Source organism: Kribbella sp. NPDC048928 (assembly GCF_043197975.1).
Classification (GTDB): domain Bacteria; phylum Actinomycetota; class Actinomycetes; order Propionibacteriales; family Kribbellaceae; genus Kribbella.
Genome location: NZ_JBICUC010000004.1, coordinates 578107 through 600770, shown reverse-complemented (window position 1 = coordinate 600770; position 22664 = coordinate 578107). Strand labels below are relative to the sequence as shown.

Sequence of the window (22664 nt, the reverse complement as noted above, 5' to 3'; positions counted from 1 at the left end):
CTTCGCGTTTCCGGGGACCTAGCTGGCAACTTCAGATCAGAGCAGTACGTCTGCCGCCGCGCGCAACCCTTCCAGCTCGGCCGCCGCCCACCCCTCGTCCCGCGACTCGCTGCCGCGGAACCGCGGCTTGTCGACGAGGTGGAACCGCAGATTGAAGATCCGCCCGACGACCTGCAGGTACGGGATCACCGCCTCGTCCTCGTCGGTGATCGGCCGCCGCGTCCGGTACCCGGCCTTGAACGCCTCCCAGTGCGGCGTGGTCGCGACGCCGGCGAAATCCGCGGCCAACGGCCCGGGCGCGGAGAGGTCGAAATCGAGCAGCAGAAGTCCCTGCTCTGTCAGCAATACATTGTCCATCGACGCATCACCGTGGCAGGTTCCTGCCTTTGAGTACTGCGCGATGTTGTTCCGTACTGCACCTGCCAGCGACCGGAGCAGGTTTTCCTCCGTGTCGTCGACCGCGAGAATTTCCGCGAGCGGTTCGTCGAGCCGCTGCGCGACCTCGGCCGGCCGCCGGAAGTACGGGGACGTGTAGCTCTGCGCGGCATCGTGAAATGCGGCGAGTTGCGCGCCGAACGCGACGTACAACTCGTCGGTGAACGGCGGTCGCGGTTTGCTGCCCACAACGTACTCGAGCAGCGTGAACGGCCGAGGTCCTTCTGGTGTCTCGAGGAGCCCGACCGTGTCGCCGTCGGGCAGCTGATGCACCTCCGGTACGAGGACGCCGGCCGCGTACAGATGTGCCGAAAGCCCTGTCTCCCAACGGATTTCGTCCGCTCCGCGCCAGTCGCGCCGGTACAGCTTGAGGACGTACTGGGCGTCGTCGGTGGCCAGCTCGTACACGTCGTTGACCAGCGACCGGAGCAGCGTGCACCGGGTGAACGCGAGACCGTACCGGTCGCCGAGGTGTGCGGCCAGTGCGGACGGGTCGGGCAGTGATCGCAGAGTTGGGAACATGGACCTGAGCTTATGAAACCCGGTAGCCTCTTGCAGCGCGCTATATGGGGGCCGCCGTACCACCCAACCGACGAACTGCCGGAGAGCCCAAACCGGTCAGGAGAGCACGTCTTGCAGGAGAACACCAGCAATCCCAGTAGTGGCGAACTGGTCAACGTACCCCTCACCGGTGCGGACAAAGTCGCCTACGCTTTCTACGCGACCGCGGCTGCCGCGGCTCTGGTCGGCCAGGTCTGGGCCGGCGTGACCCACATCCCCTGGCCGAGCGACGGGTTCTCGCCGTTGCTCAAAATCATTCTCGTCACGCCCGCAGTCGCGGTGCTCGAGCTCGGTGGTGTCGCCACCGCCGCGCTCGCCGACCTGCGGCGGCGCAAGGGCGAGCAGGCCTATGCGTACCGCGCGATGTCGTTCTTCGCGGCGCTCGTCGCGGTCGTCTTCAACGTGGTCGGGCACTGGCGTCCGGAGGAGCGGTTCCTGGCCTTCGGCTTCGGCGGCCTGTCCGCCTTCGCCTACGTGCTCTGGCTGATCCACAGCTCGGCCCGGCGCCGCGACGCGCTCCGCCGTGCGGGGCAGATGCGCGACACCGGCCCGGTGTACGGCCTGGTGCAGTGGGCCCGCGAGCCGCGGGTCACCTGGCTGGCCCGTTCGCTCGCGATCGAGCACGGCTACACCTTGTACGAGAGCCTCCGCGCGGCGCACCACCAGATCCGGAACCGGAGTCGCCGCGAGGCGATTGCCGGCACCGTCGCGGAGTACATCCGTTCGGAGCACCAGGACGAGCGGCTGGCGAAGATCGCCGAGACGACGTACGACCCGGACCGGCTGGCCGGGATGCTCGAGGAGCGGATCAACTACGAGGTCATCACCAGCAAGCTGACCAAGGCGATCTCACCGCCCCCGGAGGAGCCCGAACAACGCCCCGGCGTACCGGCGGCTGTGTGGGTGCTCGAAGGCGGCCAGCCGCGTCGTGCGGACGGTACGGGCGTGGGCCTGCGCGACGACGACGCGTGGACCGGCGAGCTGATGGCGATCGTGGACCAGCCCGACCCGACCGACAGCGGGAACGTGTCCGAGGCCGTCGTGGTCGAGGACGAGAGCGAGCCCCAGCACGTCGTGAACGGTACGGCGAGCAGCAGTCTGAAGCCGTTCGCCCCGCAGCCGAAGGCCGAGCCCCTGGTGGAGAAGCCGAAGCCGCCGTCGCCGTTCGCGGGGCCGGCCGACCCGCAGCCGCCGGCGCTCATCACCACGCCGAAGGCCGAGCCGGCCGAGGAGGAGGTCGCCGAGCCGACCGACCTCGAGAAGAAGCGCACCCGGGCGTGGAACATGCTCGGCGACTGGCCGGAGGGTCACGAGCGCACCGCGAAGAACCTGGCCACCGCGCTCAGCTGCAGCGAGCCGATGGCCAAGCGCTTCATCGAGCAGTACGAGGCCGAGCACGGCCTCGTCTTCACCTCGCAGAACTGACACCTACGTCCGAAGAAGTGTGGCACCTGGGCCACACTTCTTCGGACGTAGTGGTTAGAGGTTGAGGGTTACCGGGAGTTCCGCCAGGCCGCTCACCAGTACGCGACGCCACTCGAGCTCTTCGGCCGGCTTCGCGAGGCTCAGCCGCGGGAACCGGCGTACCAGGGCCAGCAGCGACTCCTGCAGCTCGATCCGCGCCAGCTGGGCGCCGAGGCAGAAGTGCGGCCCGAAGCCGAACGACAGATGCTTGTTGTCCGTACGGTCGATCCGCAGCTCGTCCGGAGCCTCGTACGCCCGCGGGTCCCGGTTCGCCGAGTTGAGCGCGGCCATCACGCCTTCGCCGGCCTTGATCTGGACGCCGTGCAGCTCGAGGTCCTCGACCGCGACCCGCAGCTGACCGACCTCGCTGAACCGGTTGAACCGCAGCAGCTCCTCGATCGCCGACGGGATCAGGCTGTTGTCCTCGACGAGCCGGGCCCAGTTCTCCGGCCAGCGCAGCAGCGTCGCGACACAGCTGGAGATCTGGTTCGCCGACGTCTCGTGCCCAGCGACGAGCAGGTTCACGCCGAACGCGATCAGCTCTTCCTGGCTGAGCCGGTCACCCTCTTCGCGTGCTCGCACGAGCTCGTCGAGCAGATCCTGGGCCGGCTGGTCGGTGTTCGCCAGCTTCTTCGTGACCAGCTCCTCGATGTACGCGGTCAGGTTGGTCATGGCGTCCTCGACCAGGTCCTTCTCGGCCATCTTCATGCTGTACCCGAGCTCGGTCCACTCCCGGAACGTCGCGCGGTCCTCGTACGGTACGCCGAGCAGCTGGCAGATCACCTGGATCGGCAGTGGCAGCGCCACGAGCTGCCGGATGTCGGCGCCGTCACCCGCCTGCGCGACGTCCTCGGCGAGCTGCGCGGACAGCTCCGCGACCCACGGCCGGGTGCGCTCGATCTTGCGGTGCGCGAACGTTGGTACGACCAACCCTCGGAGCCGGGTGTGCTCGGGCGGATCGGTGGTGGTCAGGCTGTTCGGCATCGGCTTGGCCAGCGCGACCCGCGGCGCTCCCTGCTTCACCACCGCGGCCCGCGAGAACCGCGGGTCCGCCAGCACGAGCTTCACGTCCTCGTACCGGGTCACCAGCCAGACCTCGGCGCCGGCCAGCGTCCGGACCCGCGCCACCGGCCGGCCCTCCCGCAGCTCGGCGAACGTCGGTGACGGATCGAACCGAAACGCATCCTCGAACGGAATCTGCAACACCGGGTCGGCCATGCGCCCAAGCCTAGGCAAGTTAGGTAACCCTTGCCTGGAGCCCGGCGCGTCGGTGCTGGACCGCCACGCAGGCAGAACCCGGGTCGAACGACCCTCGAAGGCCGCTTTCGGGCACTTGTGCCTGCGTGGCGGACCAAGAACTACTTGGTGCCGAACGAGTAGATCGTGGTGGATTCGTAGGTCTCGCCGGGGCGGAGGACCGTGGACGGGAAGTTGGGCTGGTTGGGCGAGTCCGGGAAGTGCTGCGTCTCGAAGGCGAACGCGTCGCCCTGGCGGTAGGCCTTGTTGCCGATGCCGAGGAACGTGCCGTCGAGGAAGTTGCCGCTGTAGAACTGCACCCCGGGCTGGTCGGTGTGCACCTCGATGGTGCGACCGTGCTCGGGCTCCCAGAACCGCCCGGCCAGCCGCATCCCGTCGTGGTCCGCGTGCCCGCCGAGGACGAAGTTGTGGTCGTACCCGCGGCCGAAGACCAGCTGCTGGTGGTCGCCGCGCAGCCGCTTGCCGATCGCGGTCGGCTTGCTGAAGTCGAACGGCGTGCCCGCGACCGCGGCGATCTCGCCGGTCGGGATCAGGTTCACGTCGACCGGGGTGTACTTCGGCGCGTTCAGTTCGAGGACGTGGTCGTAGATCGTGCCGTTGCCCTCGCCGAGCAGGTTGAAGTAGCAGTGGTTGGTCAGGTTCACCACGGTCGGCTTGCCGGCCACGGTCGCGTGGTACTGGATCCGCAGGTTGTCGCGCTTGTCCAGCGTGTAGGTGACGGTGCTGGTGAGCTCACCGGGGAAGCCCATCTCGCCGTCCGGACTGACGTAGGTGAACGCGACGCCGACGCTGTTGTCGTCCTGGACGACGGCCGCCTTCCAGACCCGCTTGTCGAAGCCGATGGTGCCGCCGTGCAGCGCGTTCTCGCCGTTGTTGACCGGGATCTGGTACGCCGTCCCGTCCAGCGTGAACTTGCCCTTGGCGATCCGGTTGCCGTACCGGCCGATGGTGGCGCCGAAGTACGGGCTGAGCTTCGCGTAGTCCGGCAGGTTGTCGAAGCCGAGGCTGATGTTCTCGGTCCGGCCGCGGCGGTCCGGCGTCTCGATCCGCTGCAAGGTCGCGCCCCAGGTCAGCATCGATACGGTGACCCGGCCGTTGGTGAACGTGTACACGTCCACCTGCTGACCGTCCTCGGTGGTGCCGAACGGGTCCTTGCGGATCTCGAGCTTGCCGTGGTGTGCGCCCATGGGTTTCAACTTATCCGGCGTACCAGTGCCTGAACTGGCTCGGGTACTGGCTCGGGTGGCGGCGTCCGCGGTCGTGCTGAGAGCGCCCGCGGCGGCGGCACCGAGGCCCAGTGCGCCGGCGGTCCTGAGGACCTGGCGGCGGGGCAGGTGATCGGGCATCGCAATCCCCTCAATCGTTGTAGAGACTGACCTGGGCACGATAGGACGGCGCCGGATTGTTTGGAACAGTTCGTAACGGTTCGAATTCGTCCGATCTTTTCGGCGTGACCGGATCCGTCCGCCCCGCGCCTCGATCAGGCCTTCAGCGGTACGCCGTTCCGCGCGCATCCTGGTGGCATGAGCCGAACCGCACTGATCGTGATCGACGTCCAGGAGTCGTTTCGGGTCCGCCCGAACTGGCAGCTGGTGAACCACCCCGACATCGCCGACCGGGTGAACCGCCTGGTGCGGGCCGCCCGCGAGCGCGACGACCTGGTGGTGTGGGTGATGCACACCGAGCCGGGTACGGGGAACGCGTTCGACCCGGCCGCGGGACAGGTCCGGCTGATCGAAGGACTCGAACCGCTGCCGACCGAACCGGTTCTCACCAAGACGTCGCACAACGCCTTCACCACAACGAATCTGCAGCAGCTGCTGACCCAGCACGGCATCCGCGAGATCGTTGTCTCCGGGATCCGTACCGAACAGTGCTGCGAGACCACCGCGCGGGTCGGATCGGATCTCGGGTACGACGTCGTGTTCGTCACCGAGGCGACGGCGACGATGGCGCTCGCGCACTGGTCGATCCGCGACGAGGCGACCGTCGAGGAGGTTCTCGCCGACCCGCGAACGCTGACCGCGGAGCAGGTCACCGAGCGGACGGAGTACGCATTGGCCGGCCGGTTCGCCACGGTCCGGACCCTCGACGAGCTGACCGGCGTCCCCGTGGCATCCTGACCGGATGCGCCCTACTCACGTGGTCTTCGTACTGGTGCCGCGGCTCCATCTCCTGGATCTCGCGGGGCCGGCGCAGGTGTTCACGACCGCAGGGGACTTCGGGTACGGCTACGACGTGTCGTACGTGGCCGAATCCGACGAGGTCGCGACCGCCCAGGGCGTGCCGTTGCGAACGCAGTCGACCTGGCCCGAGCTCGATCCGGGCGACCTCATCGTCGTACCGGGCTGGCGGTCGCCGCGGCTGTCGCCGGAGCCGCCCATCGGGCCTGGGTTCCGCCAACGGCTGCGGACGCACCACGCTCGCGGCGGGACGGTGGCGAGCGTGTGCTCGGGGGCCGACGCGCTCGGCTGGGCAGGGTTGCTCGACGGGCGGCGCTTCACGACCCACCACGAGCTGACCGACGAGCTTGCCGCCCGGTACCCGCGGGCGACCATCGTCCGGGACGTGCTGTACGTCGAGGACGATCGCGTCATCACCTCGGCCGGGATCGCGAGCGGCATCGACCTCGCGCTGCACCTGGTCGCGGTCGGCCGCGGCGCGGAGGCGGCCGCGCGGGTGGCGCGCGAGATGGTTGTGTACGCCCGGCGCAACGGCGACGAGCTCCAGGAGTCCGCGATGCTCCGGCACCGCGGGCACCTCAGCGACCTGGCGCACCGCGTCCAGGACGTGATCGACACCCGGTACGCCGACAAGCTGCCGCTCACCCAGCTGGCCGGCGAGGTCGGCGTCAGCGAACGTACGCTCACCCGCATCTTCACGACCGCGACCGGGCTGACTCCGCTGCGCTACCAGCAACTGCTCCGCCTCGAACGCGCCGAGCACCTGATCGGCCACGGCAGCACTGTCGAGTCGGCGGCCCGGACGGTCGGCTTCGAGGATCCGCGGATGCTGCGGCGGCTGCGATCCCGGAGCGTCCGCTAGACCAGAACCCTCACCCCTCGTCCACGTAAGTACTGGACAGTTGGTCAGTCGGTGGATGACTGTGGTCGCGACCGCTCAGGAGGGGGAGAGGACACTTGATGAAGCTCCGTTATGTGTTCAGCAGCGTGATGCTGATAGTTCCGTTGGCTGTCATCGCGGTAGTGCCACAGGCGACGGCCGCAGGGGGCCCGGAAGACCCGGGGGTGGCGGCGAAGGTGCCGTCGATGTTGCGGGATGCCGCGAAACTTGCCGGCGAGAAGCAGGTGGGCATGAACGCCCGTGCGATGGGTGTCGAGAGCAACGGACGGGTCGGGGTGCAGGTGTACGCCGCCGCGCCGATCACCGCCCAGCAAGAAGCCCAACTCACCGCGCTCGGCGTCGCGGTGCAGAAGAACACCGCAGACGTCAAGGACACGTACGACCTGCCGACCACGGGCCTGGTCTCCGCGACCGTCCCGTACGACAAGCTCGACGCGGTTGCCGCACTCGGCTGGGTGAGCGCACTGCGACCGGCGCTGCGGCCCGCGGTCGACGTCGGCCCGACGACCGCGGAAGGCGTCCAGCTGCACCGCGCGGACAAGGCGCAGGCGCGCGGCCTGACCGGGCGCGGCCAGAAGATCGGCGTGATTTCCCTGGACGCCGACCATCTCGCCGACGCGGTCGCCGCAGGCGAGCTGCCGCCCGACGTCCAGGTGCTCCAGCAGGGCTCGTACGTCAACGACGAGGGCACCGCGATGATGGAGATCATCCACGACCTCGCGCCGGGCGCGAAGCTGGCCTTCGCGAGCACGCTGGACACCAACGCCGACTACTTCGAGGCGTTCCACGTGCTGGCGAACGCGGGCGTGACGATGATCGCCGAGGACATCGCGCTCGACGACGAGCCGGTGTTCCAGCAGGGCCTCGGCGCCGCAACGGCCGAGGCCCTCGCCAGGCACGGCATCTGGGTCAGCTCGTCGGCCGGCAACCTCGGCACCTCGCACGCGCCGCGCGCCACCGCGGTCGGCACCGGCAAGGGCCCCGACGGCGTCACCGGCCCGTACACCGGCTGTCCGAAGGACCCCGACAACGTGGTGAAACTGCGCGGGAGCGACACCACGTACGACCTGAATCTGCAGCCCGGCGCCGGGATCATGCCGACCCTGCAGTGGAGCGAGCCGCGCGCGATCTACCCGACCGCGGGCCAGGGCGGCTTCACCGACCTGAACCTGTACGTGATGGACAGCACCGGGACCAAGTGCCTCGCGTCCAGCACCGGCGTCCAGGCGAACGGCGTCGGCGACACCATCGAGCAACTCCAGTACTTCAACACCACCACCGCGGCGCAGCCGGTGAAGCTGGTCGTGGACGTGGAGGGTACGTCGACCGCACGCAAGGCGCCGATCCTGGACCTGCGCTGGCGGCCGCTGGCGGCCGGCGTGAAGACGCTCGACCCGACCGAGCAGGCCGGCTCGCTGAACCCGGACTCGAACTACACGATCTTCGCCAGCAGCGCGGGTGCCGTGAACGCGAACGTCTCGACCGACCCGAAGACCGCCCCGGTCGGGCCGTACAGCGCGGCCGGACCGGTGCAGCTCGTCACCACGACCCGCTGCCCGGGCGGCCGGCCCGGTCCGTGCCGCGGGGTGAGCGGCGGCGCGAAGCTGAGCTTCCAGGCCCCGAACTGGCTCGCGGGCGACGGCGAGTCGATCAGCGGCGCCGGCGGCTTCGGCTCCGGGACCTGCCCGACCACGACCGAGGGCGCCTGCCGCTTCCCCGGTACGTCGGCGTCCGCACCGGCCGCGGCCGGCGTGGCAGCGCTCACCCGGCAGGAGTTCGGCGGCCGCCTCGCACCGATCGCGCTGAACGCGATCCTGTCCGCACGCTCCGTCCATCGCAGCGAACCCGGCTCCGGCGCGGGGGTGCTGAGCGCCCACTAAGAAGTAGCAGTGGTCCGATTGAGAACGAATTCAGTACTCATAGTCATGGACCGATGCCGCCATCAGTCGGGAGGATGGCGGCATGACTACACGTTTCGGGGTATTCGTCCCGCAGGGCTGGAAGATGGATCTGGCGGAGATCGCCGACCCGATCGAGCAGTGGGAGGCGATGACGGCCGTCGCCAAGCGGGCCGACGAGCAGTCCTGGGACTCGATCTGGCTGTTCGACCATTTCCACACGGTGCCCGAGCCGAGTGACAACTCGACGTTCGAGTGCTGGAGCGCGACCGCGGCGCTGGCCCGCGACACCAAGCGGGTGAACATCGGCCAGATGGTCGGCTGCAACGGGTACCGGAACCCGGCGCTGTACGCGAAGATCGCGTCCACCGTCGACGTCGCCAGCCACGGCCGCCTGTACGCCGGGATCGGCGCCGGCTGGTACGAGCACGAGTGGAAGGCGTACGGCTACGAGTGGACCGACATCCCGCAGCGGATGGCGGCGTTCCGCGAGGCGACCGAGATCATCCACAAGATGTGGACCGAGGACAAGCCGGTCTACAACGGCAAGTACTACTCGATCGACGCCCCGATCAACGAGCCGAAGGGTGTCCGCAAGCCGCACCCGAGCTTCTGGATCGGCGGTGGCGGCCCGAAGGTGACGCTGAAGCTGGTCGCGCAGTACGCCGACGCCGCGAACATCGGCGGCGGCAACCCGGAGACCTTCAAGGAGAAGGCGGACATTCTCCGCGGGCACTGCCAGAAGGTCGGCCGGAACTACGACGACATCATCAAGTCGACGAACTTCAACGTCTTCCCGATCGACAAGGGCGACGACCCGCAGAAGGCGACCGCGAAGGCGCTCGGCCCGATGAACCGGGAGAAGTTCGACCGGGACAACCTGATCGCAGGCGAGGACGAGATCGCGAACAAGGTCGAGGCGGTCCTCGAGGCCGGCGCCGACTACGTGATCTTCTACGTCCCCGGCGTCGCCTACGACCTGGACCTGCTCGAGCGGGTCGAGCGGATCACCAAGCGCTTCGCCTGACCCTGATTCTGAGCCTGACTGGTGCCTGACCGGTACCGGTCATGGCGGGTGTAGGTCAGCGGTAGTGGTGGACCGGGGCTCGGGGCAACTGTGAGGCTCCTGAGGATGGCCTCGCGTGGGTCGGGGCCTCGGGAGGTTTCCGCCAATGTTTTCCCGCCCGTCCCGTACCGCTACCGGTCTGCTCGCCGCGGTGGTCGCCGGCTCCCTGCTGCTGACGGCCACCACGGCGAACGCCGGTCCACCTGATCCGCCGGCCAGTAGCCCGGCCGGTGCGTCGACGCCGGGTGGCAGCAGCAAGCGGATCACGCTGGTCACCGGCGACGTCGCCGAGCTGACCACGAACGCGAGCGGCCAGGTCTCGGCCCGCCTGCTCGGCGACGAGCCGTACTACTTCGGCACCTTCGACGGCGACTTCACCGTGGTCCCGGCCAAGGCTTACCCCTTGCTGACCGAGGGCCGCCTCGACAAGCGCCTGTTCAACCTCACCGAGCTCGTGCAGCAGGGGTACGACGACGCGGCCAGCGACCAACTGCCGCTCCTGCTCAGCGCGCCGGCCACCCTGCGCAGTGCGCCAAGTACGCCGCAGGCTGCGACGTACCGCCGGACGCTCAACAGCGTCGGAAGTACCGCGGTCAGCGTGCGGAAGTCGGACGCGAAGACGTTCTGGGACGGCATCAGCGGGCCGACCGCGTTCAAGACAAGCCAGGTCACCAAGGTCTGGCTCGACGGCAAGACGCACGCCACGCTCGACCGGTCGACGAAACAGATCGGTGCCCCGACCGCCTGGAAGCAGGGGTACGACGGGCACGGCGTGAAGGTCGCCGTCCTGGACACCGGGTACGACGCCGGGCACCCCGACCTCGCGAAGCAGGTCGTCGCCTCGGAGAGCTTCGTCCCGGACCAGGCGGTGCAGGACCTGCACGGCCACGGCACCCACACGGCGTCCATCGTCGCCGGTCTCGGCACGGCGTCCGACGGCAAGCGCAAGGGCGTGGCGCCCGGCGCCGAACTGCTGATCGGCAAGGTGCTCGACAACAGCGGCGGCGGCTACGACTCCGAGGCGATCGCCGGGATGGAGTGGGCCGTCCAGCAGGGCGCGAAGGTCGTCAGCATGAGCCTCGGCGGCCTGCCGTCCGACGGCACGGACCCGATGAGCGCGGCGGTCGACCGGCTGGCGAAGTCCAGCGGTGCGCTGTTCGTGATCGCGGCCGGCAACTCCGGCGCCGAGGAGACCGTCGGCTCGCCGGGCGCTGCGTCCGAGGCGCTGACCGTCGGCGCGGTCGACCGCGACGACACCCTGGCGAACTTCTCCAGCCGCGGCCCGCGCCTCGGCGACGGTGCGCTGAAGCCCGAGGTGACCGCCCCGGGCGTGGAGATCGCCGCCGCCCGCGCGGCCGGCACCGAGCAGGGCCACATCCTCGATCAGTACTACACAGCGATGAGTGGTACGTCGATGGCGACGCCGCACGTCGCCGGCGCCGCCGCGATCCTCGCGCAACGGCATCCTGACTGGACCGGCCCGCAACTGAAAGCTGCTCTGGCGTCGACCGCCGTCCCGTCCGCGGGCGCACGGATCGACCAGCAGGGCCTCGGCCGGATCGACATCCCGAACGCGCTCGACCCGAAGGTCCTGCCCGACACCGCCAACCTGTTCTTCGGCGACCTGTCCTGGAGCGGCCCGGACGCGCCGGCTCCGGTCGCCCGCAAGGTCTCGTACCGGAACACCTCGAACCGCCCGGTGACGCTGGACCTGTCGGTCGACGCCCGGTCGCCGGCGAAGGTTGCCGCCGCCGTCACAGTGCGGCCGGCGCGGCTGACCGTACCGGCGAACGGTACGGCGTCGGCCACTGTCACCGTCGATCTCGCGAAGACCCGGCCGGCCAACTACGCCGGCGCACTGACCGCTCGGGCCGGGCACCAGACGGTCCGCACCGGCTTCGGCTTCGCGGCCGGCGGACAGTTGAACACCGTGACCGTGAAGGCGATCGGCCGCGACGGCCTGCCCGCCACCACCAAGGCCGGCTCGAGCGGCGCTCAACTGTGGAACCAGGACACCGGCGAGGTGAGCGCGTTCGCGTTCGACCAGACCGGCAGCCACACCTTCCAGGTCCCGGACGGCCGCTACAGCGTGATGGCGTACGCGATCGGCGGCGACGAGGCGAACTGGGCGAACTCGATCACGCTGCTCGGTGACCCCGACGCGCGGATCGACGGCGACCGGACGTTCACCTTCGACGCCCGGACCGCGAACAAGGTGACGATGAAGACGCCGCAGCGCGTCGACCCGGGCCCGATCGGCGTCGCCTGGCACCGCAAGGTCGGCGCGCGGGACGCCGTGTCCGGCTGGACATACCCGGGCCGGGTCGCGGACGGTGTCTACCTGCAGAACTTCGGAAAGGTTGCCGAGGGCACCTTCCAGGTCGTGCAGCGCTGGGACCTGGCGCAGCCGCAGCTGACCGTGGCAGTGCCGGGCGGCGGTGTGCTTCCGACGCCGGAGAAGATGTCGGACAGGTTCGTGTACGTCGGCAACGAGAAGCTCCCGCTCTACAACGGCGGCGACGGCACGCCGGGCGAGCTGGCCGGAGCCAAAGGCACGATTGCGCTGATCCGCTGGCAGTCGAACGACACCGTCGACGCCCAGGTGACCGCGGCCCAGGAGGCCGGGGCCAAGGTCGTGTTCCTGTACAACGAGGCGCCCGGGTTCTGGTCGACCGGGACCCAGCTGGAAATCCCGCAGTACAAGGTCCGCGCTGCGCAGGGCGGGCAACTGCTCGACCTGCTGGCCAAGGGTCCGGTCTCGCTGCAGCTGAACGGCGTCCGGGACAGCACGTACCGGTATGACGTCGCGGTCGGTCCGTCGGTCGTGAAGGGCCCGCTGACCTACGACATCGCGAAGATGCACCCGGCCGTGGTGACCACGGACTTCCAGCTGAACGAGGCGTTCTGGCTGCACTCCGACCAGCGGACCGCGCATCTGCCAGGGCTCGCGGCCGGCCTGTCGTCGACACGGCTGGTGGCCGGTGCGGTGAAGCGGACCGACTACCTGGTCAGCGACGTCAAGGGCGTCACGTGGGACGAGAAGACCTTGGCAGGGGAGTGGAACGAGAGCGGGGCCGAGTCGACGGTGCCGCGCAGCTACCGGCCGGGCGAGCACGTTACCCGTGGCTGGTGGGAGTCGATCACGCGTCCCGCCGTACCGGGGCTGTCTGCGTCGGCGAACGACGTGGCGCAGGGCTGGCCGCCGGCGCGGTTCGAGAACGCGCTGCGGATCGCGATTCCGCAGTACGTCAGCGGCGACCGGAGCGTGTTCGGCTGGGGCGACCGCGGCGACACCACGAGCATGGCGCTGAGCAGCAACGGCGTCGAACTCGGTCGGGAGGCCTGGTCGACCGGGCAGTTCCCGGTACCGGCCCGCGCGGCCTGGTACGACCTGACGCTGGACCAGCGCCGCGGGCCGAACAGCTGGGCGAAGACGTCCACCTCGACGCACACGGTGTGGCATTTCGTATCGGTTCCGACGAAGAGCCGGTCGGTGCTGCCGCTCGTACAGATCGACTACAAACACACCAAGGGCTCGGTCGAGCTCACCCCGCGGTACCAGCCGGGCTTCCACGGTGTGGGCCTCTTCCGGACCACGGCCGAGATCTCGTACGACGGGAAGACCTGGACGCGGCTGTCCTTGCGCGGGATCGGCACCCTGCGCGCACAGGTCCCGGACGGCGCGTACCCGAGCCTCCGGGTGACCGCGACGGACCTGATCGGCAACAGCATCACCCAGACGATCGACCGCGTCTGGGCCGGCTGATCACCAGCACCTGAACGTTAAAAAGGCGACGCCACGAAGCCGGGGGGAGATGCTCCGTGGCGTCGCCAGGGGCGCGCCAAGGGAGGGGTGGGGGCAGGCGCGCCGGTCTTTTGTTGTGATGTGTCGCGGTGGAGTTCAGCTCCCGAGGACGCCTCCGCCGAGGACGCCGAGCAGACCGAGCAGCGACAACAGGTTGCGGATCACCTGGTCGACGGCCTTCGCGCCACCGGTCTGGTAGGCGGTCACGCACTTCTGCAGCTGCGCCTGGGTCGGCTTGGTGATCGTCACCTTCGCCATCTCGGTCTGGCAGTACGTCGTGGCCGTCTGCAGCTCCTTCAGCGTGCCACCGACCGTCCCGACGATCAGGCCGACGGCGGTCGTCAGCTTCGCCACCACGGGCGGCGCCGACGTGACCGGCGAGGTCGGATCGGACGTCGGGGGCTTGGTCGTGGCCGGCGGCTTGCCGGTGGTCGGCTTCGTCGACGGCTTGGTGCTCGGCTTCGTCGAAGTCGGCGGGTCTGACGGCTTCGTGGTCGGGGTCGTCCGGCCCTGCTCGTCGGTCAGCGTCGGGGTCGGCTCGACCGTCGCCGGGGTCGGGATGTCGACCACCTGCGGCAGGTTGTTGTCCACCGGCGCGTCGATGTGAGGGTCGGTGATCTGGTCGCCGGCCTTGTCCACATCGTCACCGGACGTGTCGTTGCCGACCGCCATCCAGCTGCCACCGGCGTACGCGTTGGCGATGCTCACCACGAGGTCGACGTACTGCTGCGAGTGGTTGTAGCGCAGCACCGCAGCGTTCAGGTCGCCGGCATCGGAGAGGTCGGTCTTGCCCGAGCACAGGTACACCGCGGTGGACATCGCCGCGTCGTCGATGTCCTGCGGGTTCCGTACGCCGTCGCCGTCACCGTCCACTCCCATGGCCCGCCAGGTCCCTGGGATGAACTGCATCGGCCCGACCGCACGGTCGAACGCTCCGTCGCCGTCGAACGCACCGGCGTCGCTGTCGGAGATCTTGGCCGTTCCGGAGGCACCGTCCAGCCGCGGGCCGAAGATGCCCGGCACCGCGACGCCTTTCGAGTTCAGCACGTTGCCGCCGAAGCGGCCGTGGTTGGACTCGACACGGCCGATCGCGGCCACCAGCGTCCACGGCAGATGGCAGCTCGGGTCCGCCTGGGCCAGCACCTGCTGGGCCCGGGAGTACGCCTTCAGTGCGGCGTTCGGGATCCCGTTCTTCGACAGGCCCGAGACGACCTGGGTCGGCTGCTCACCCGGGTCGACACCCGGCCCGACCTTCCCCGCGACCGGCACGCTGGCCGGCTCGGAGATCGGCTGCTTCGGCACGACGACCGGGTTGCTCCCGGACAGGCCGCTCTCCAGTGATGCCGTGGCGATCACCGGATTGTCCGTGGCGCTGACGGTGAACGCGCTCGCGAACAGCGCCAACGGGATCAGCGGCGCCACCTGGCGCCACCCGCTACCCGTGGCGCGGCGCTTGCCCTTCGCCATCGATGATTCCCCTCCGTGACTCATCGACCGGTCCGGCCCCACGCTGCGGACAGTCTTTGCGTCTTGTCGGTTTGCCGTCGTAATAGGTCTAACGTCCGCCCCGTTGCGTGGGTTACGCGCCGGACCCAGACCGTGTACGTGCGGTCACCGGGTACCCATACTGGCGCGTAACAAAGCGCCTGTGAACCCCTTGGGAACGATCGGGACCGGAAATCGGACCGGGCCCTGCCGGTCGGGCCACGTGACCGGCAGGGGACAATGGCCGCTGTGTCCGACCACACTGAACAGTCCGCCAAGCTCTTCGACCGGGCCTCCGCAGTCACGCCGGGTGGAGTCAACTCTCCCGTCCGGGCGTTCCGCGCCGTCGGCGGCGTGCCGCGCTTCATGGCCTCCGGTGACGGATGTCACATGACCGACGCCGACGGTAACCGCTATCTCGACCTGGTCAGCTCCTGGGGCCCGCTGCTGCTCGGGCACGCGCACCCCGAGGTGATCGCCGCCGTCCAGGCCGCCGTCGCCCGCGGTACGTCGTACGGGACGCCGACCGAGACCGAGGTGCTGCTCGGCGAGGAGATCGTCGCGCGCACGCCGGTCGACAAGGTCCGCCTGGTGTCGTCCGGTACCGAGGCGACGATGTCCGCGCTCCGGCTGGCCCGCGGGTTCACCGGGCGCGCCAAGATCGTGAAGTTCGCCGGTTGCTATCACGGACATGTGGACGCACTGCTGGCCCAGGCCGGTTCCGGCGTACTGACGCTGGGAATTCCCGGTACGCCGGGAGTCACCGAGGCCACCACCGCCGACACGATCGTCGTGCCGTACAACGACCAGGCCGCGGTTACCGCCGCCTTCGCGGAGTACGGCGACCAGATCGCGGCCGTGATCACGGAGGCGTCGCCGGGCAACATGGGTGTCGTCCCGCCGCGGGACAACTTCAACGCGTTCCTCGCCGACATCTGCACGAAGAACGGCGCGCTGTTCATCTCCGACGAGGTGATGACCGGGTTCCGGATCACTCGCTCGGGGTGGTACGGCGTCGACGGCGTCCGGCCCGATCTGATGACGTTCGGCAAGGTGATGGGCGGTGGCTTCCCGGCCGCCGCGTTCGGCGGGCGCGCGGACGTGATGGCGCACCTCGCACCGGAAGGTTCGGTCTACCAGGCCGGGACGCTGTCCGGGAACCCGATCGCCACCACCGCCGGGCTGACCACGCTGCGGCTGGCGACCGACGAGGTGTACGCGAAGCTCGACGAGACCTCGCGCACCATCCAGCGGCTGGTGTCGACCGCGCTCGACAAGGAGGGTGTGCCGTACGTCATCTCCGCGGCCGGGAACCTCTTCAGCGTCTTCTTCGTGGAGTCCTCGGAGGGACCTGCCGAGATCCGGGACTTCACCGGTGCGAACGCCCAGGTACTGCCCCGGTTCACGGCGTTCTTCCATGCCATGCTGGACGCCGGCGTCTACCTGCCGCCGAGCGCGTTCGAGGCCTGGTTCGTCAGCGCAGCGATCGACGACGACGCGCTGGCCGATCTGGAGTCGGCTCTGGCACCGGCGGCCCGCGCGGCGGCCGCAGTGAAGAACTGAAGGGATTCTGGTGACCGAAACAACGGTCGTGCACCTGATGCGTCACGGCGAGGTGCACAACCCGACCGGGGTGCTCTACGGCCGGATCCCTGACTTCCACCTGTCCGAGCTCGGCCGGCAGATGGCCGACCGGGTCGCGGAGCACGTCAAGGGCCGCGACATCGTGCACCTGGTCAGCTCGCCGCTCGAGCGGGCCCAGGAGACCATGGAGCCGATCGCGAAGGTGTTCGGCCTGACGCCGGACATCGACGAGCGGGTGATCGAGGCCGCGAACCTGTTCGAGGGCAAGAAGTTCGGCGTCGGCGACGGCGCGCTCCGGCAGCCGAGCGCCTGGTGGCTGCTGCGGAACCCGTGGAAGCCGTCCTGGGGCGAGCCGTACAGCCAGCTCGTCCGCCGGATGCGGGACGCGATCGAGACCGCCCGGCAGAAGGCCGCCGGCCACGAGGCCCTGATCGTGTCGCACCAGCTGCCGATCTGGATCGCGCGGTCCGCGATCGAGGGGCGCCGGATGCTGCACGACCCGCGCAAACGCCAGTGCAGCCTGGCCAGCCTGACGTCCTTCACCTTCCACGGCGACCAGATCGTCTCGGTCGGCTACTCGGAGCCTGCGAAGGACCTGTTGCCGGTGAAGAACCCGAAGAAGTTCGCGGGCGGTGCGTGATGATCCGCCGTACGGCACTGGTGGCCGCCGGACTGCTCCTGGTCGCGGGCTGCAGCTCCGGCCAGCAGGCGTCGCAGAACCGGCAGGGGCAGGCCGGATTCGTCAGCGGCAACGGCAATGTGTCGACGTTCGCGGAAGCCGACCGCAAGCCCGCGCCCGAGCTGACCGGCAAGACGCTCGACGACAAGACCTGGACGCTCTCGGAGCAGAAGGGCAAGATCGTCGTCCTGAACGTGTGGGGTTCCTGGTGCCCGCCGTGCCGCAAGGAGGCGCCGGACCTGGTTGCCGCCGCCAAGGAACTGGGCAGCTCGGTGCAGTTCGTCGGGCTGAACACCCGGGACCTGGACCCGGCGCAGGCGAAGAAGTTCGTCCAGGAGTTCGGCGTCACGTACCCGAGCATCTACGACCGGGACGGTAAGGCGCTGCTGCGGTTCCGCGGGCAGATCTCGCCGAAGGCGATCCCGACCACGCTGGTGATCGACAAGCAGGGCAAGGTCGCCGGCCGCGTCGTCGGCGAGGTCACCAAGCAGACGCTGCTCGGTATGGTCAAGGACGCCGGTTGAGCTGATGGGACAGTGGTTCGCCGAGTCGATGACGGGCTCGATGCTGGTCGCGCTGCCGATCGCGGTGCTGGCCGGAGCGATCTCGTTCTTCTCGCCCTGCGTCGTACCACTGCTGCCCGGCTACCTGTCGTACGTGACCGGGCTTTCCGCGGCCGAGCTCGGCTCGCACAAACGCGGCCGGATGCTCGCCGGTACGGCGCTGTTCGTGGCCGGCTTCTCCGCGGTGTTCATCCTCACCGGCGTGCTGTTCGGCAAGGCCGGGGACCTGCTGATCGACCACCAGACCGCGATCACGCGGGTGCTCGGCGGGCTCACCGTCGTGCTCGGTGTGGTCTTCCTCGGCGGGTTCGGATTCCTGCAGCGCGATGTCCGGGTGCACCGGGTTCCGGCGGTCGGCATCGCGGCCGCTCCACTGCTCGGCGTACTGTTCGGATTCGGGTGGACGCCGTGTATCGGGCCGACGCTCGGCACCGTGATGACGCTGGCCACGACCGAGGGCAGCACCGCGCGCGGTGCCGTGCTGGCGCTGGTGTTCAGCCTCGGGCTGGGGATTCCCTTCATCGTGGCGGCGCTGGCCTTCCGGCGGATGCTGGCCGCGGTGGCCTGGGTCCGCAAGCACCAGCTGCTGGTGATCCGGATCGGCGGCGTACTGATGATCGCGGTGGGACTGCTGCTGCTGACGGGAGTGTGGGATGCGATGACCGCGGACCTGCGGCAGTGGGTCGCCAACTTCGGATCGGCGGTGTGAGATGACCGATGTCGATCAGGAGGTCAAGGACCACATCACCGCCCCGACCGGGAACTCGGGCAACGAGCCGCCGCCCGCACTCGGCCTGGTCGGCTGGCTGCGCTGGGGCTGGCGGCAGCTGACCTCGATGAAGACCGCGCTGGTGCTGCTGTTCCTGCTCGCGCTCGGCGCGGTGCCCGGATCGCTGATCCCGCAGACGCCGATCGACCCGATCAAGGTGTCGGACTTCCTCACCGCGCACACCAAGCTCGGCCCGCTCTACGACAAGCTCGGGCTCTTCGACGTCTACAAGTCCGCGTGGTTCTCGGCGATCTACCTGCTGCTGTTCATCTCGCTGATCGGCTGCGTCGTACCGCGGCTCTCGGTGTACCTGAAGGCCTTGCGGGCCCGCCCGCCGAAACCCCCGCGGAACCTGAACCGCCTGCCCGGCTACCAGAGCTTCGAGGTCGACGCGCCCGGCGACATGCTGGAGGTCGCGACCCGCGAGCTCAAGCGCCGCCGCTTCCGCGTCGAGTCCTACGACGGGGCGATCGGGGCGGAGCGTGGCTACCTGCGCGAGGCCGGCAACCTGCTCTTCCACTTCTCGCTGATCCTGGCGCTGGTCGGCGTTGCCTGGGGCTCCCTGTTCGGCTACCGCGGCACCGTACTGGTTGTCGTCGGCAACGGTTTCTCCAATACCGTCGCGCAGTACGACGACTTCACGCCGGGCCGGGCGTTCAGCGGTGACGACGACCTGCCGCCGTTCTCGCTGACCGTGAAGGACTTCCAGGTGAAGTTCCAGCAGGACGGTCCGCAGAAGGGCGCGGCCCGCGAGTTCAAGGCCAACCTGTCCTACCAGCAGACGCCGGACGCGCCCGAGAAGTCGTACCTGCTCCAGGTCAACCACCCGCTGAAGTTGGACGGCAGCAGTGTCTTCCTGGTCGGGCACGGGTACGCGCCGCGCGTGACAGTTCGCGACGGGCAGGGGAACGTGGCGTTCTCCGGGCCGGCCCCGTTCCTCCCGCAGGACGGGAACTTCTCGTCGTTCGGCGTGGTCAAGGCGCCGGACGCCCGGCCGATGACGCTCGGCTTCGAGGGGTACTTCCTGCCGACCTCGTTCATCGGCCCGAACGGACCGGTGTCGGTGTTCCCTGACGACCTGAACCCGGAGCTCGTGATGACCGGGTACTACGGCCGTCCGCAGCCGGAGTCCGGCAAGCCGGAGTCGGTGTACCAGCTGGACAAGACCAAGCTCACGCAGTTCACCAAGGACGGCGACAAGTGGCGGTTCCAGCTTGCGCCGAAGCAGAGCGTCGCGCTGCCGGACAACGCCGGGTCGATCACCTTCGACGGCTACAGCCGCTGGGTGAAGCTGCAGATCAGCCACACACCGGGCACCCTGCTCGCCCTCGGCGGCATCCTGCTGGCGATCCTCGGGCTGATGGGCTCGCTGTTCGTGCATCCGCGGCGTACCTGGGTGCGGGTCCGCGAGCAGGACGGGCGTACCGTGGTCGAGGTCGCCGGTCTGGACCGCGGCCCCGAGCGCGGCCTCGGTGACGAGATCCAGGCGATCGCCGACCGTTTGAAACCTGCCGGTCCGAGCAAACAGGAGCAGCCATGAGCCCGGAGACCTACGCACATGTCTCCAACCTGCTGATCCCTACCGCCACGGTGATCTATGCCATGGCGATGGTTGCGCACGCGATGGAGTGGGCCCTCGGCCGTGCTGCCGTCGCGATGCCGGCGGTGGTCAAGCAGGAAGTACTGGTCGGTGCCGCTGTGACGTCTGGCGCATCTGGTGCCTCCGGTGCTTCGGTCGCGGATGCTGCTGACGTACCGGCGAAGCCTGCGTCGACCGATCGGCTCGACGCGGCCAGCCGGATCGGGCTGCTGCTCACCTCGCTCGCGTTCGTGCTGCACTTCGTCGGCGTACTGACCCGTGGCCTCGCGGCCGGCCGGGTGCCGTGGGGCAACATGTACGAGTTCTCGATCACCGCGTCGCTCGCGGTCGCGATCGTCTACCTGATCTTCGTCCAGCGCTACAAGCTGCAGTGGCTCGGCCTCGGCGTCACGCTGGTCATCGCGGCCGTCCTGGGCATCGCGACACTCCTGCTGTACACGCCGGCCGGTCCGCTGGTCCCGGCCCTGCACTCGTACTGGCTCGTGATCCACGTGTCCGCGGCCGCGATCTCCGGTGGCGCGTTCACCGTCGGCGGCCTGACCTCGGTGCTGTACCTGATCAAGGCCCGCGCCGAGCGCCGCGTGCTGGCCGGCGGCATCATGTCGGCCTCGCTGCGCCGGCTCCCGAGCGCCGAGGCGATGGACGGCACGGCGTACAAGGTGCTCGCGTTCGCGTTCCCGCTGTGGACCTTCGGCGTACTGGTGGCCGGGCCGATCTGGGCGTACTACGCCTGGGGCCGCGCCTGGGGCTGGGACCCGAAGGAGGTCTGGTCGCTGGTGACCTGGGTGGTGTACGCCGCCTACCTGCACGCCCGCGCCACCGCCGGCTGGCGGGGCCGCCGGGCCGCGACGATCGCGATCGTCGGCTGGTTCGTCTTCATCTTCAACTTCGTCGGAGTGAACCTGCTCGTCTCCGGCCTGCACTCCTACGCCGGGGTGTGACATGAAGGAGTTCGGCATCTACACGGGCCTGCGGGCGGCCCTGTTCGCGGTCTGCCTCGCGGTGCTGTGGTTCGCGCTCCGCACCTGGCTGTCGATCTGGCCGATCGCCCTGCTCGCCCTGATCGCGTCCTCGATCCTCTCGATCTTCGTCCTCCGCGCCGCCCGCGACCGCCTGGCCGGCAAAATCGAAACCCGCGCCGAAAAAATCTCCACCCGCCTAGAACAAGCCCGAACCGCCGAAGACGACGACTAACCCACCCCCGCCCCACCCGCGCCCGCCGCGCCGCGCCGCCACCCGCGCCGCGCCGCCACCCGCGCCGCGCCGCCACCCGCGCCGCGCCGCCACCCGCGCCACCCGCGCCACCCGCGCCGCGCCATCCCCGCGCCGCGGCCCTCTGGGCCGCACCTGCGGCGCCTCGGCGGCTCTGCTTGGCCCAACACGATGGGATATCCGCTCCTGCGGTGGGTTCTCCGCTCATGTACGAGCAGAGAACCCACCACGCGAGCGGATATCCCATCGTGGGAGCCCGCCGCGAACTGATGGTGGCCGGCAGTTTGCTGGGTGGGCCAGGCAAATTGGTGGGTCTGCCAGGCAAATTGGTGGGTCTGCCAGGGAAATGAGGGGTTCCACACCGGTCAGGTGAGTCCGGAACCCCCCATTTCCCTGGCAGACCGAGGAAGTGGGGGTGGGGTGTACCAGTGGGCGACTGGTACGGAGAGTGACCTATGCCACTGGTGAATATCGGGCAAAATCGTTTGTGCATTCCTTCACATGAGTCGTACCGTGGTGGATGAAACGAAACCGTTTCGTTCTATCCGTGTTCTGGTAGCTACTCAGGGTGATGAACGATGGATGCAGCAGGCGTGCGGCAGCGGCCGCGGGTCGAAGGTGGACGTGAGGAGGAGATCCTCGACGCGACCGTCGCGGTGGTGGCCGAGCTCGGCTACGACCGGCTGACGATGGACGCGGTGGCGACGGCGGCGAAGGCGAGCAAGGCGACGCTGTACCGGCGCTGGTCCACCAAGGCCGAGCTGGTCGTGGACGCGATCAGCCGGGCGAAGGGCTGCCCGCTGCCGGAGGACGTCGACACCGGCAGCCTGCGCGGCGACCTGATCTCGATGTCCTGCGGCGACGGTGGTTTCACCGACGAGCTGCCGATGTCGGTGATCGCCGGCCTGCTTACCGCCCTGCACCGCGACGACGACCTGCAGAAGGCGTTCCGCGAACGCTTCCTCGGGCCGCGCGTCGCGGTCACCAACAAGGTGTACGAGCGTGCCGTCCAGCGCGGCGAGATCGCGCCGGACGTCGACGTCGCCCTGCTGTCGGTGACGTTGCCGGCGGTGATCATCCACCACGCCTACATCCTCGGCGTCGAACCGACCGACGAGCTGATCCTCCGAGTGATCGACAACGTGATCCTGCCTGCGGCGCGGGGGTCGCAGGCGAGCTGACCGGCGAGGGGCCGGTCCGCG

General features: G+C 69.2%; 18 protein-coding genes. 14 read left to right on the top strand and 4 right to left on the bottom strand.

Annotated elements, in window-relative coordinates:
- Window positions 1-36 precede the first annotated feature (36 nt).
- A complete protein-coding gene (locus tag ACGFI6_RS20845) occupies window positions 37-957 on the bottom strand; it encodes a phosphotransferase enzyme family protein (protein WP_393120804.1) in 921 nt (306 codons plus the stop codon).
- A 111-nt stretch (window positions 958-1068) separates the two neighbouring features.
- Here ACGFI6_RS20845 and ACGFI6_RS20840 point away from each other — a divergent pair, with 111 nt between their 5' ends.
- Window positions 1069-2421: a hypothetical protein gene (locus tag ACGFI6_RS20840; protein ID WP_393120802.1), complete on the top strand. Its 1353-nt coding sequence runs from the start codon at window positions 1069-1071 to the stop codon at window positions 2419-2421.
- 54 nt (window positions 2422-2475) lie between these two features.
- On the opposite strand, the gene ACGFI6_RS20835 is transcribed toward ACGFI6_RS20840, so the two are convergent.
- Together ACGFI6_RS20835 and ACGFI6_RS20830 are read right to left on the bottom strand one after the other, a co-directional pair.
- A complete protein-coding gene (locus ACGFI6_RS20835; RefSeq protein WP_393120800.1) occupies window positions 2476-3678 on the bottom strand; it encodes a cytochrome P450 in 1203 nt (400 codons plus the stop codon).
- 140 nt (window positions 3679-3818) lie between these two features.
- Window positions 3819-4904 carry an aldose epimerase family protein gene (locus ACGFI6_RS20830; RefSeq protein ID WP_393120799.1) on the bottom strand — a complete coding sequence of 362 codons (1086 nt, stop codon included), beginning with the start codon at window positions 4902-4904 and terminating at the stop codon, window positions 3819-3821.
- 336 nt (window positions 4905-5240) lie between these two features.
- On the opposite strand from ACGFI6_RS20830, the gene ACGFI6_RS20825 reads away from it, so the two are divergent.
- From ACGFI6_RS20825 to ACGFI6_RS20805, 5 genes are all read left to right on the top strand, one after another.
- The gene (locus ACGFI6_RS20825; RefSeq protein ID WP_393120797.1) at window positions 5241-5840 is read left to right on the top strand and encodes an isochorismatase family protein; all 600 of its coding nucleotides are present in this window, start codon (window positions 5241-5243) and stop codon (window positions 5838-5840) included.
- 4 nt (window positions 5841-5844) lie between these two features.
- A complete protein-coding gene (locus ACGFI6_RS20820) occupies window positions 5845-6762 on the top strand; it encodes a GlxA family transcriptional regulator (protein ID WP_393120795.1) in 918 nt (305 codons plus the stop codon).
- A gap of 98 nt (window positions 6763-6860) precedes the next feature.
- A complete protein-coding gene (locus tag ACGFI6_RS20815; RefSeq protein ID WP_393120793.1) occupies window positions 6861-8681 on the top strand; it encodes a hypothetical protein in 1821 nt (606 codons plus the stop codon).
- Between the two features lie 82 nt (window positions 8682-8763).
- The gene (locus tag ACGFI6_RS20810) at window positions 8764-9726 is read left to right on the top strand and encodes an LLM class F420-dependent oxidoreductase (RefSeq protein WP_393120791.1); all 963 of its coding nucleotides are present in this window, start codon (window positions 8764-8766) and stop codon (window positions 9724-9726) included.
- Window positions 9727-9871: 145 nt separating this feature from the next.
- A complete protein-coding gene (locus ACGFI6_RS20805) occupies window positions 9872-13531 on the top strand; it encodes a S8 family serine peptidase (RefSeq protein WP_393120789.1) in 3660 nt (1219 codons plus the stop codon).
- Between the two features lie 135 nt (window positions 13532-13666).
- Here the strand turns inward: ACGFI6_RS20805 and ACGFI6_RS20800 are convergent, their stop codons facing one another.
- Window positions 13667-15037, bottom strand: coding sequence for a lytic murein transglycosylase (locus ACGFI6_RS20800; RefSeq protein WP_393120787.1), 1371 nt, complete (start codon window positions 15035-15037; stop codon window positions 13667-13669).
- 258 nt (window positions 15038-15295) lie between these two features.
- On the opposite strand from ACGFI6_RS20800, the gene hemL reads away from it, so the two are divergent.
- The 8 genes from hemL to ACGFI6_RS20760 all read left to right on the top strand — a co-directional run bounded on the left by hemL (window position 15296) and on the right by ACGFI6_RS20760 (window position 22643).
- Window positions 15296-16618: a glutamate-1-semialdehyde 2,1-aminomutase gene (hemL, locus tag ACGFI6_RS20795; RefSeq protein WP_393120785.1), complete on the top strand. Its 1323-nt coding sequence runs from the start codon at window positions 15296-15298 to the stop codon at window positions 16616-16618.
- A gap of 37 nt (window positions 16619-16655) precedes the next feature.
- Window positions 16656-17279: a histidine phosphatase family protein gene (locus ACGFI6_RS20790; protein ID WP_393121281.1), complete on the top strand. Its 624-nt coding sequence runs from the start codon at window positions 16656-16658 to the stop codon at window positions 17277-17279.
- The gene (locus ACGFI6_RS20785; RefSeq protein WP_393120783.1) at window positions 17279-17842 is read left to right on the top strand and encodes a TlpA family protein disulfide reductase; all 564 of its coding nucleotides are present in this window, start codon (window positions 17279-17281) and stop codon (window positions 17840-17842) included. Before ACGFI6_RS20790 ends, ACGFI6_RS20785 begins: the two co-directional genes overlap by 1 nt.
- 4 nt (window positions 17843-17846) lie before the next feature.
- Window positions 17847-18590: a cytochrome c biogenesis CcdA family protein gene (locus ACGFI6_RS20780; protein ID WP_393120781.1), complete on the top strand. Its 744-nt coding sequence runs from the start codon at window positions 17847-17849 to the stop codon at window positions 18588-18590.
- A gap of 1 nt (window position 18591) precedes the next feature.
- Entirely contained in the window at window positions 18592-20190 is a 1599-nt protein-coding gene (locus ACGFI6_RS20775) for a cytochrome c biogenesis protein ResB (RefSeq protein WP_393120779.1), read from the top strand.
- Window positions 20187-21191 carry a c-type cytochrome biogenesis protein CcsB gene (ccsB, locus tag ACGFI6_RS20770; RefSeq protein WP_393120777.1) on the top strand — a complete coding sequence of 335 codons (1005 nt, stop codon included), beginning with the start codon at window positions 20187-20189 and terminating at the stop codon, window positions 21189-21191. Before ACGFI6_RS20775 ends, ccsB begins: the two co-directional genes overlap by 4 nt.
- A gap of 1 nt (window position 21192) precedes the next feature.
- Window positions 21193-21444, top strand: a complete 252-nt coding sequence (locus tag ACGFI6_RS20765) for a DUF4229 domain-containing protein (RefSeq protein ID WP_393120775.1) — start codon at window positions 21193-21195, stop codon at window positions 21442-21444.
- A 596-nt stretch (window positions 21445-22040) separates the two neighbouring features.
- Window positions 22041-22643, top strand: a complete 603-nt coding sequence (locus tag ACGFI6_RS20760) for a TetR-like C-terminal domain-containing protein (protein ID WP_393120773.1) — start codon at window positions 22041-22043, stop codon at window positions 22641-22643.
- Window positions 22644-22664: the final 21 nt, after the last annotated feature.

Excerpts from the sequence above, each read along its gene's own strand:
- ACGFI6_RS20780 (WP_393120781.1), top strand. The coding sequence starts at position 17,847 with ATGGGACAGTGGTTCGCCGAGTCGATGACGGGCTCGATGCTGGTCGCG.
- ACGFI6_RS20825 (WP_393120797.1), top strand. The coding sequence starts at position 5,241 with ATGAGCCGAACCGCACTGATCGTGATCGACGTCCAGGAGTCGTTTCGG.
- ACGFI6_RS20810 (WP_393120791.1), top strand. The coding sequence starts at position 8,764 with ATGACTACACGTTTCGGGGTATTCGTCCCGCAGGGCTGGAAGATGGAT.
- ACGFI6_RS20830 (WP_393120799.1), bottom strand. The coding sequence starts at position 4,904 with ATGGGCGCACACCACGGCAAGCTCGAGATCCGCAAGGACCCGTTCGGC.
- ACGFI6_RS20820 (WP_393120795.1), top strand. The coding sequence starts at position 5,845 with ATGCGCCCTACTCACGTGGTCTTCGTACTGGTGCCGCGGCTCCATCTC.
- hemL (WP_393120785.1), top strand. The coding sequence starts at position 15,296 with ATGGCCGCTGTGTCCGACCACACTGAACAGTCCGCCAAGCTCTTCGAC.
- ACGFI6_RS20845 (WP_393120804.1), bottom strand. The coding sequence starts at position 957 with ATGTTCCCAACTCTGCGATCACTGCCCGACCCGTCCGCACTGGCCGCA.
- ACGFI6_RS20835 (WP_393120800.1), bottom strand. The coding sequence starts at position 3,678 with ATGGCCGACCCGGTGTTGCAGATTCCGTTCGAGGATGCGTTTCGGTTC.
- ccsB (WP_393120777.1), top strand. The coding sequence starts at position 20,187 with ATGAGCCCGGAGACCTACGCACATGTCTCCAACCTGCTGATCCCTACC.
- ACGFI6_RS20790 (WP_393121281.1), top strand. The coding sequence starts at position 16,656 with ATGCGTCACGGCGAGGTGCACAACCCGACCGGGGTGCTCTACGGCCGG.
- ACGFI6_RS20815 (WP_393120793.1), top strand. The coding sequence starts at position 6,861 with ATGAAGCTCCGTTATGTGTTCAGCAGCGTGATGCTGATAGTTCCGTTG.
- ACGFI6_RS20765 (WP_393120775.1), top strand. The coding sequence starts at position 21,193 with ATGAAGGAGTTCGGCATCTACACGGGCCTGCGGGCGGCCCTGTTCGCG.
- ACGFI6_RS20775 (WP_393120779.1), top strand. The coding sequence starts at position 18,592 with ATGACCGATGTCGATCAGGAGGTCAAGGACCACATCACCGCCCCGACC.
- ACGFI6_RS20800 (WP_393120787.1), bottom strand. The coding sequence starts at position 15,037 with ATGGCGAAGGGCAAGCGCCGCGCCACGGGTAGCGGGTGGCGCCAGGTG.
- ACGFI6_RS20760 (WP_393120773.1), top strand. The coding sequence starts at position 22,041 with ATGGATGCAGCAGGCGTGCGGCAGCGGCCGCGGGTCGAAGGTGGACGT.
- ACGFI6_RS20805 (WP_393120789.1), top strand. The coding sequence starts at position 9,872 with ATGTTTTCCCGCCCGTCCCGTACCGCTACCGGTCTGCTCGCCGCGGTG.
- ACGFI6_RS20785 (WP_393120783.1), top strand. The coding sequence starts at position 17,279 with ATGATCCGCCGTACGGCACTGGTGGCCGCCGGACTGCTCCTGGTCGCG.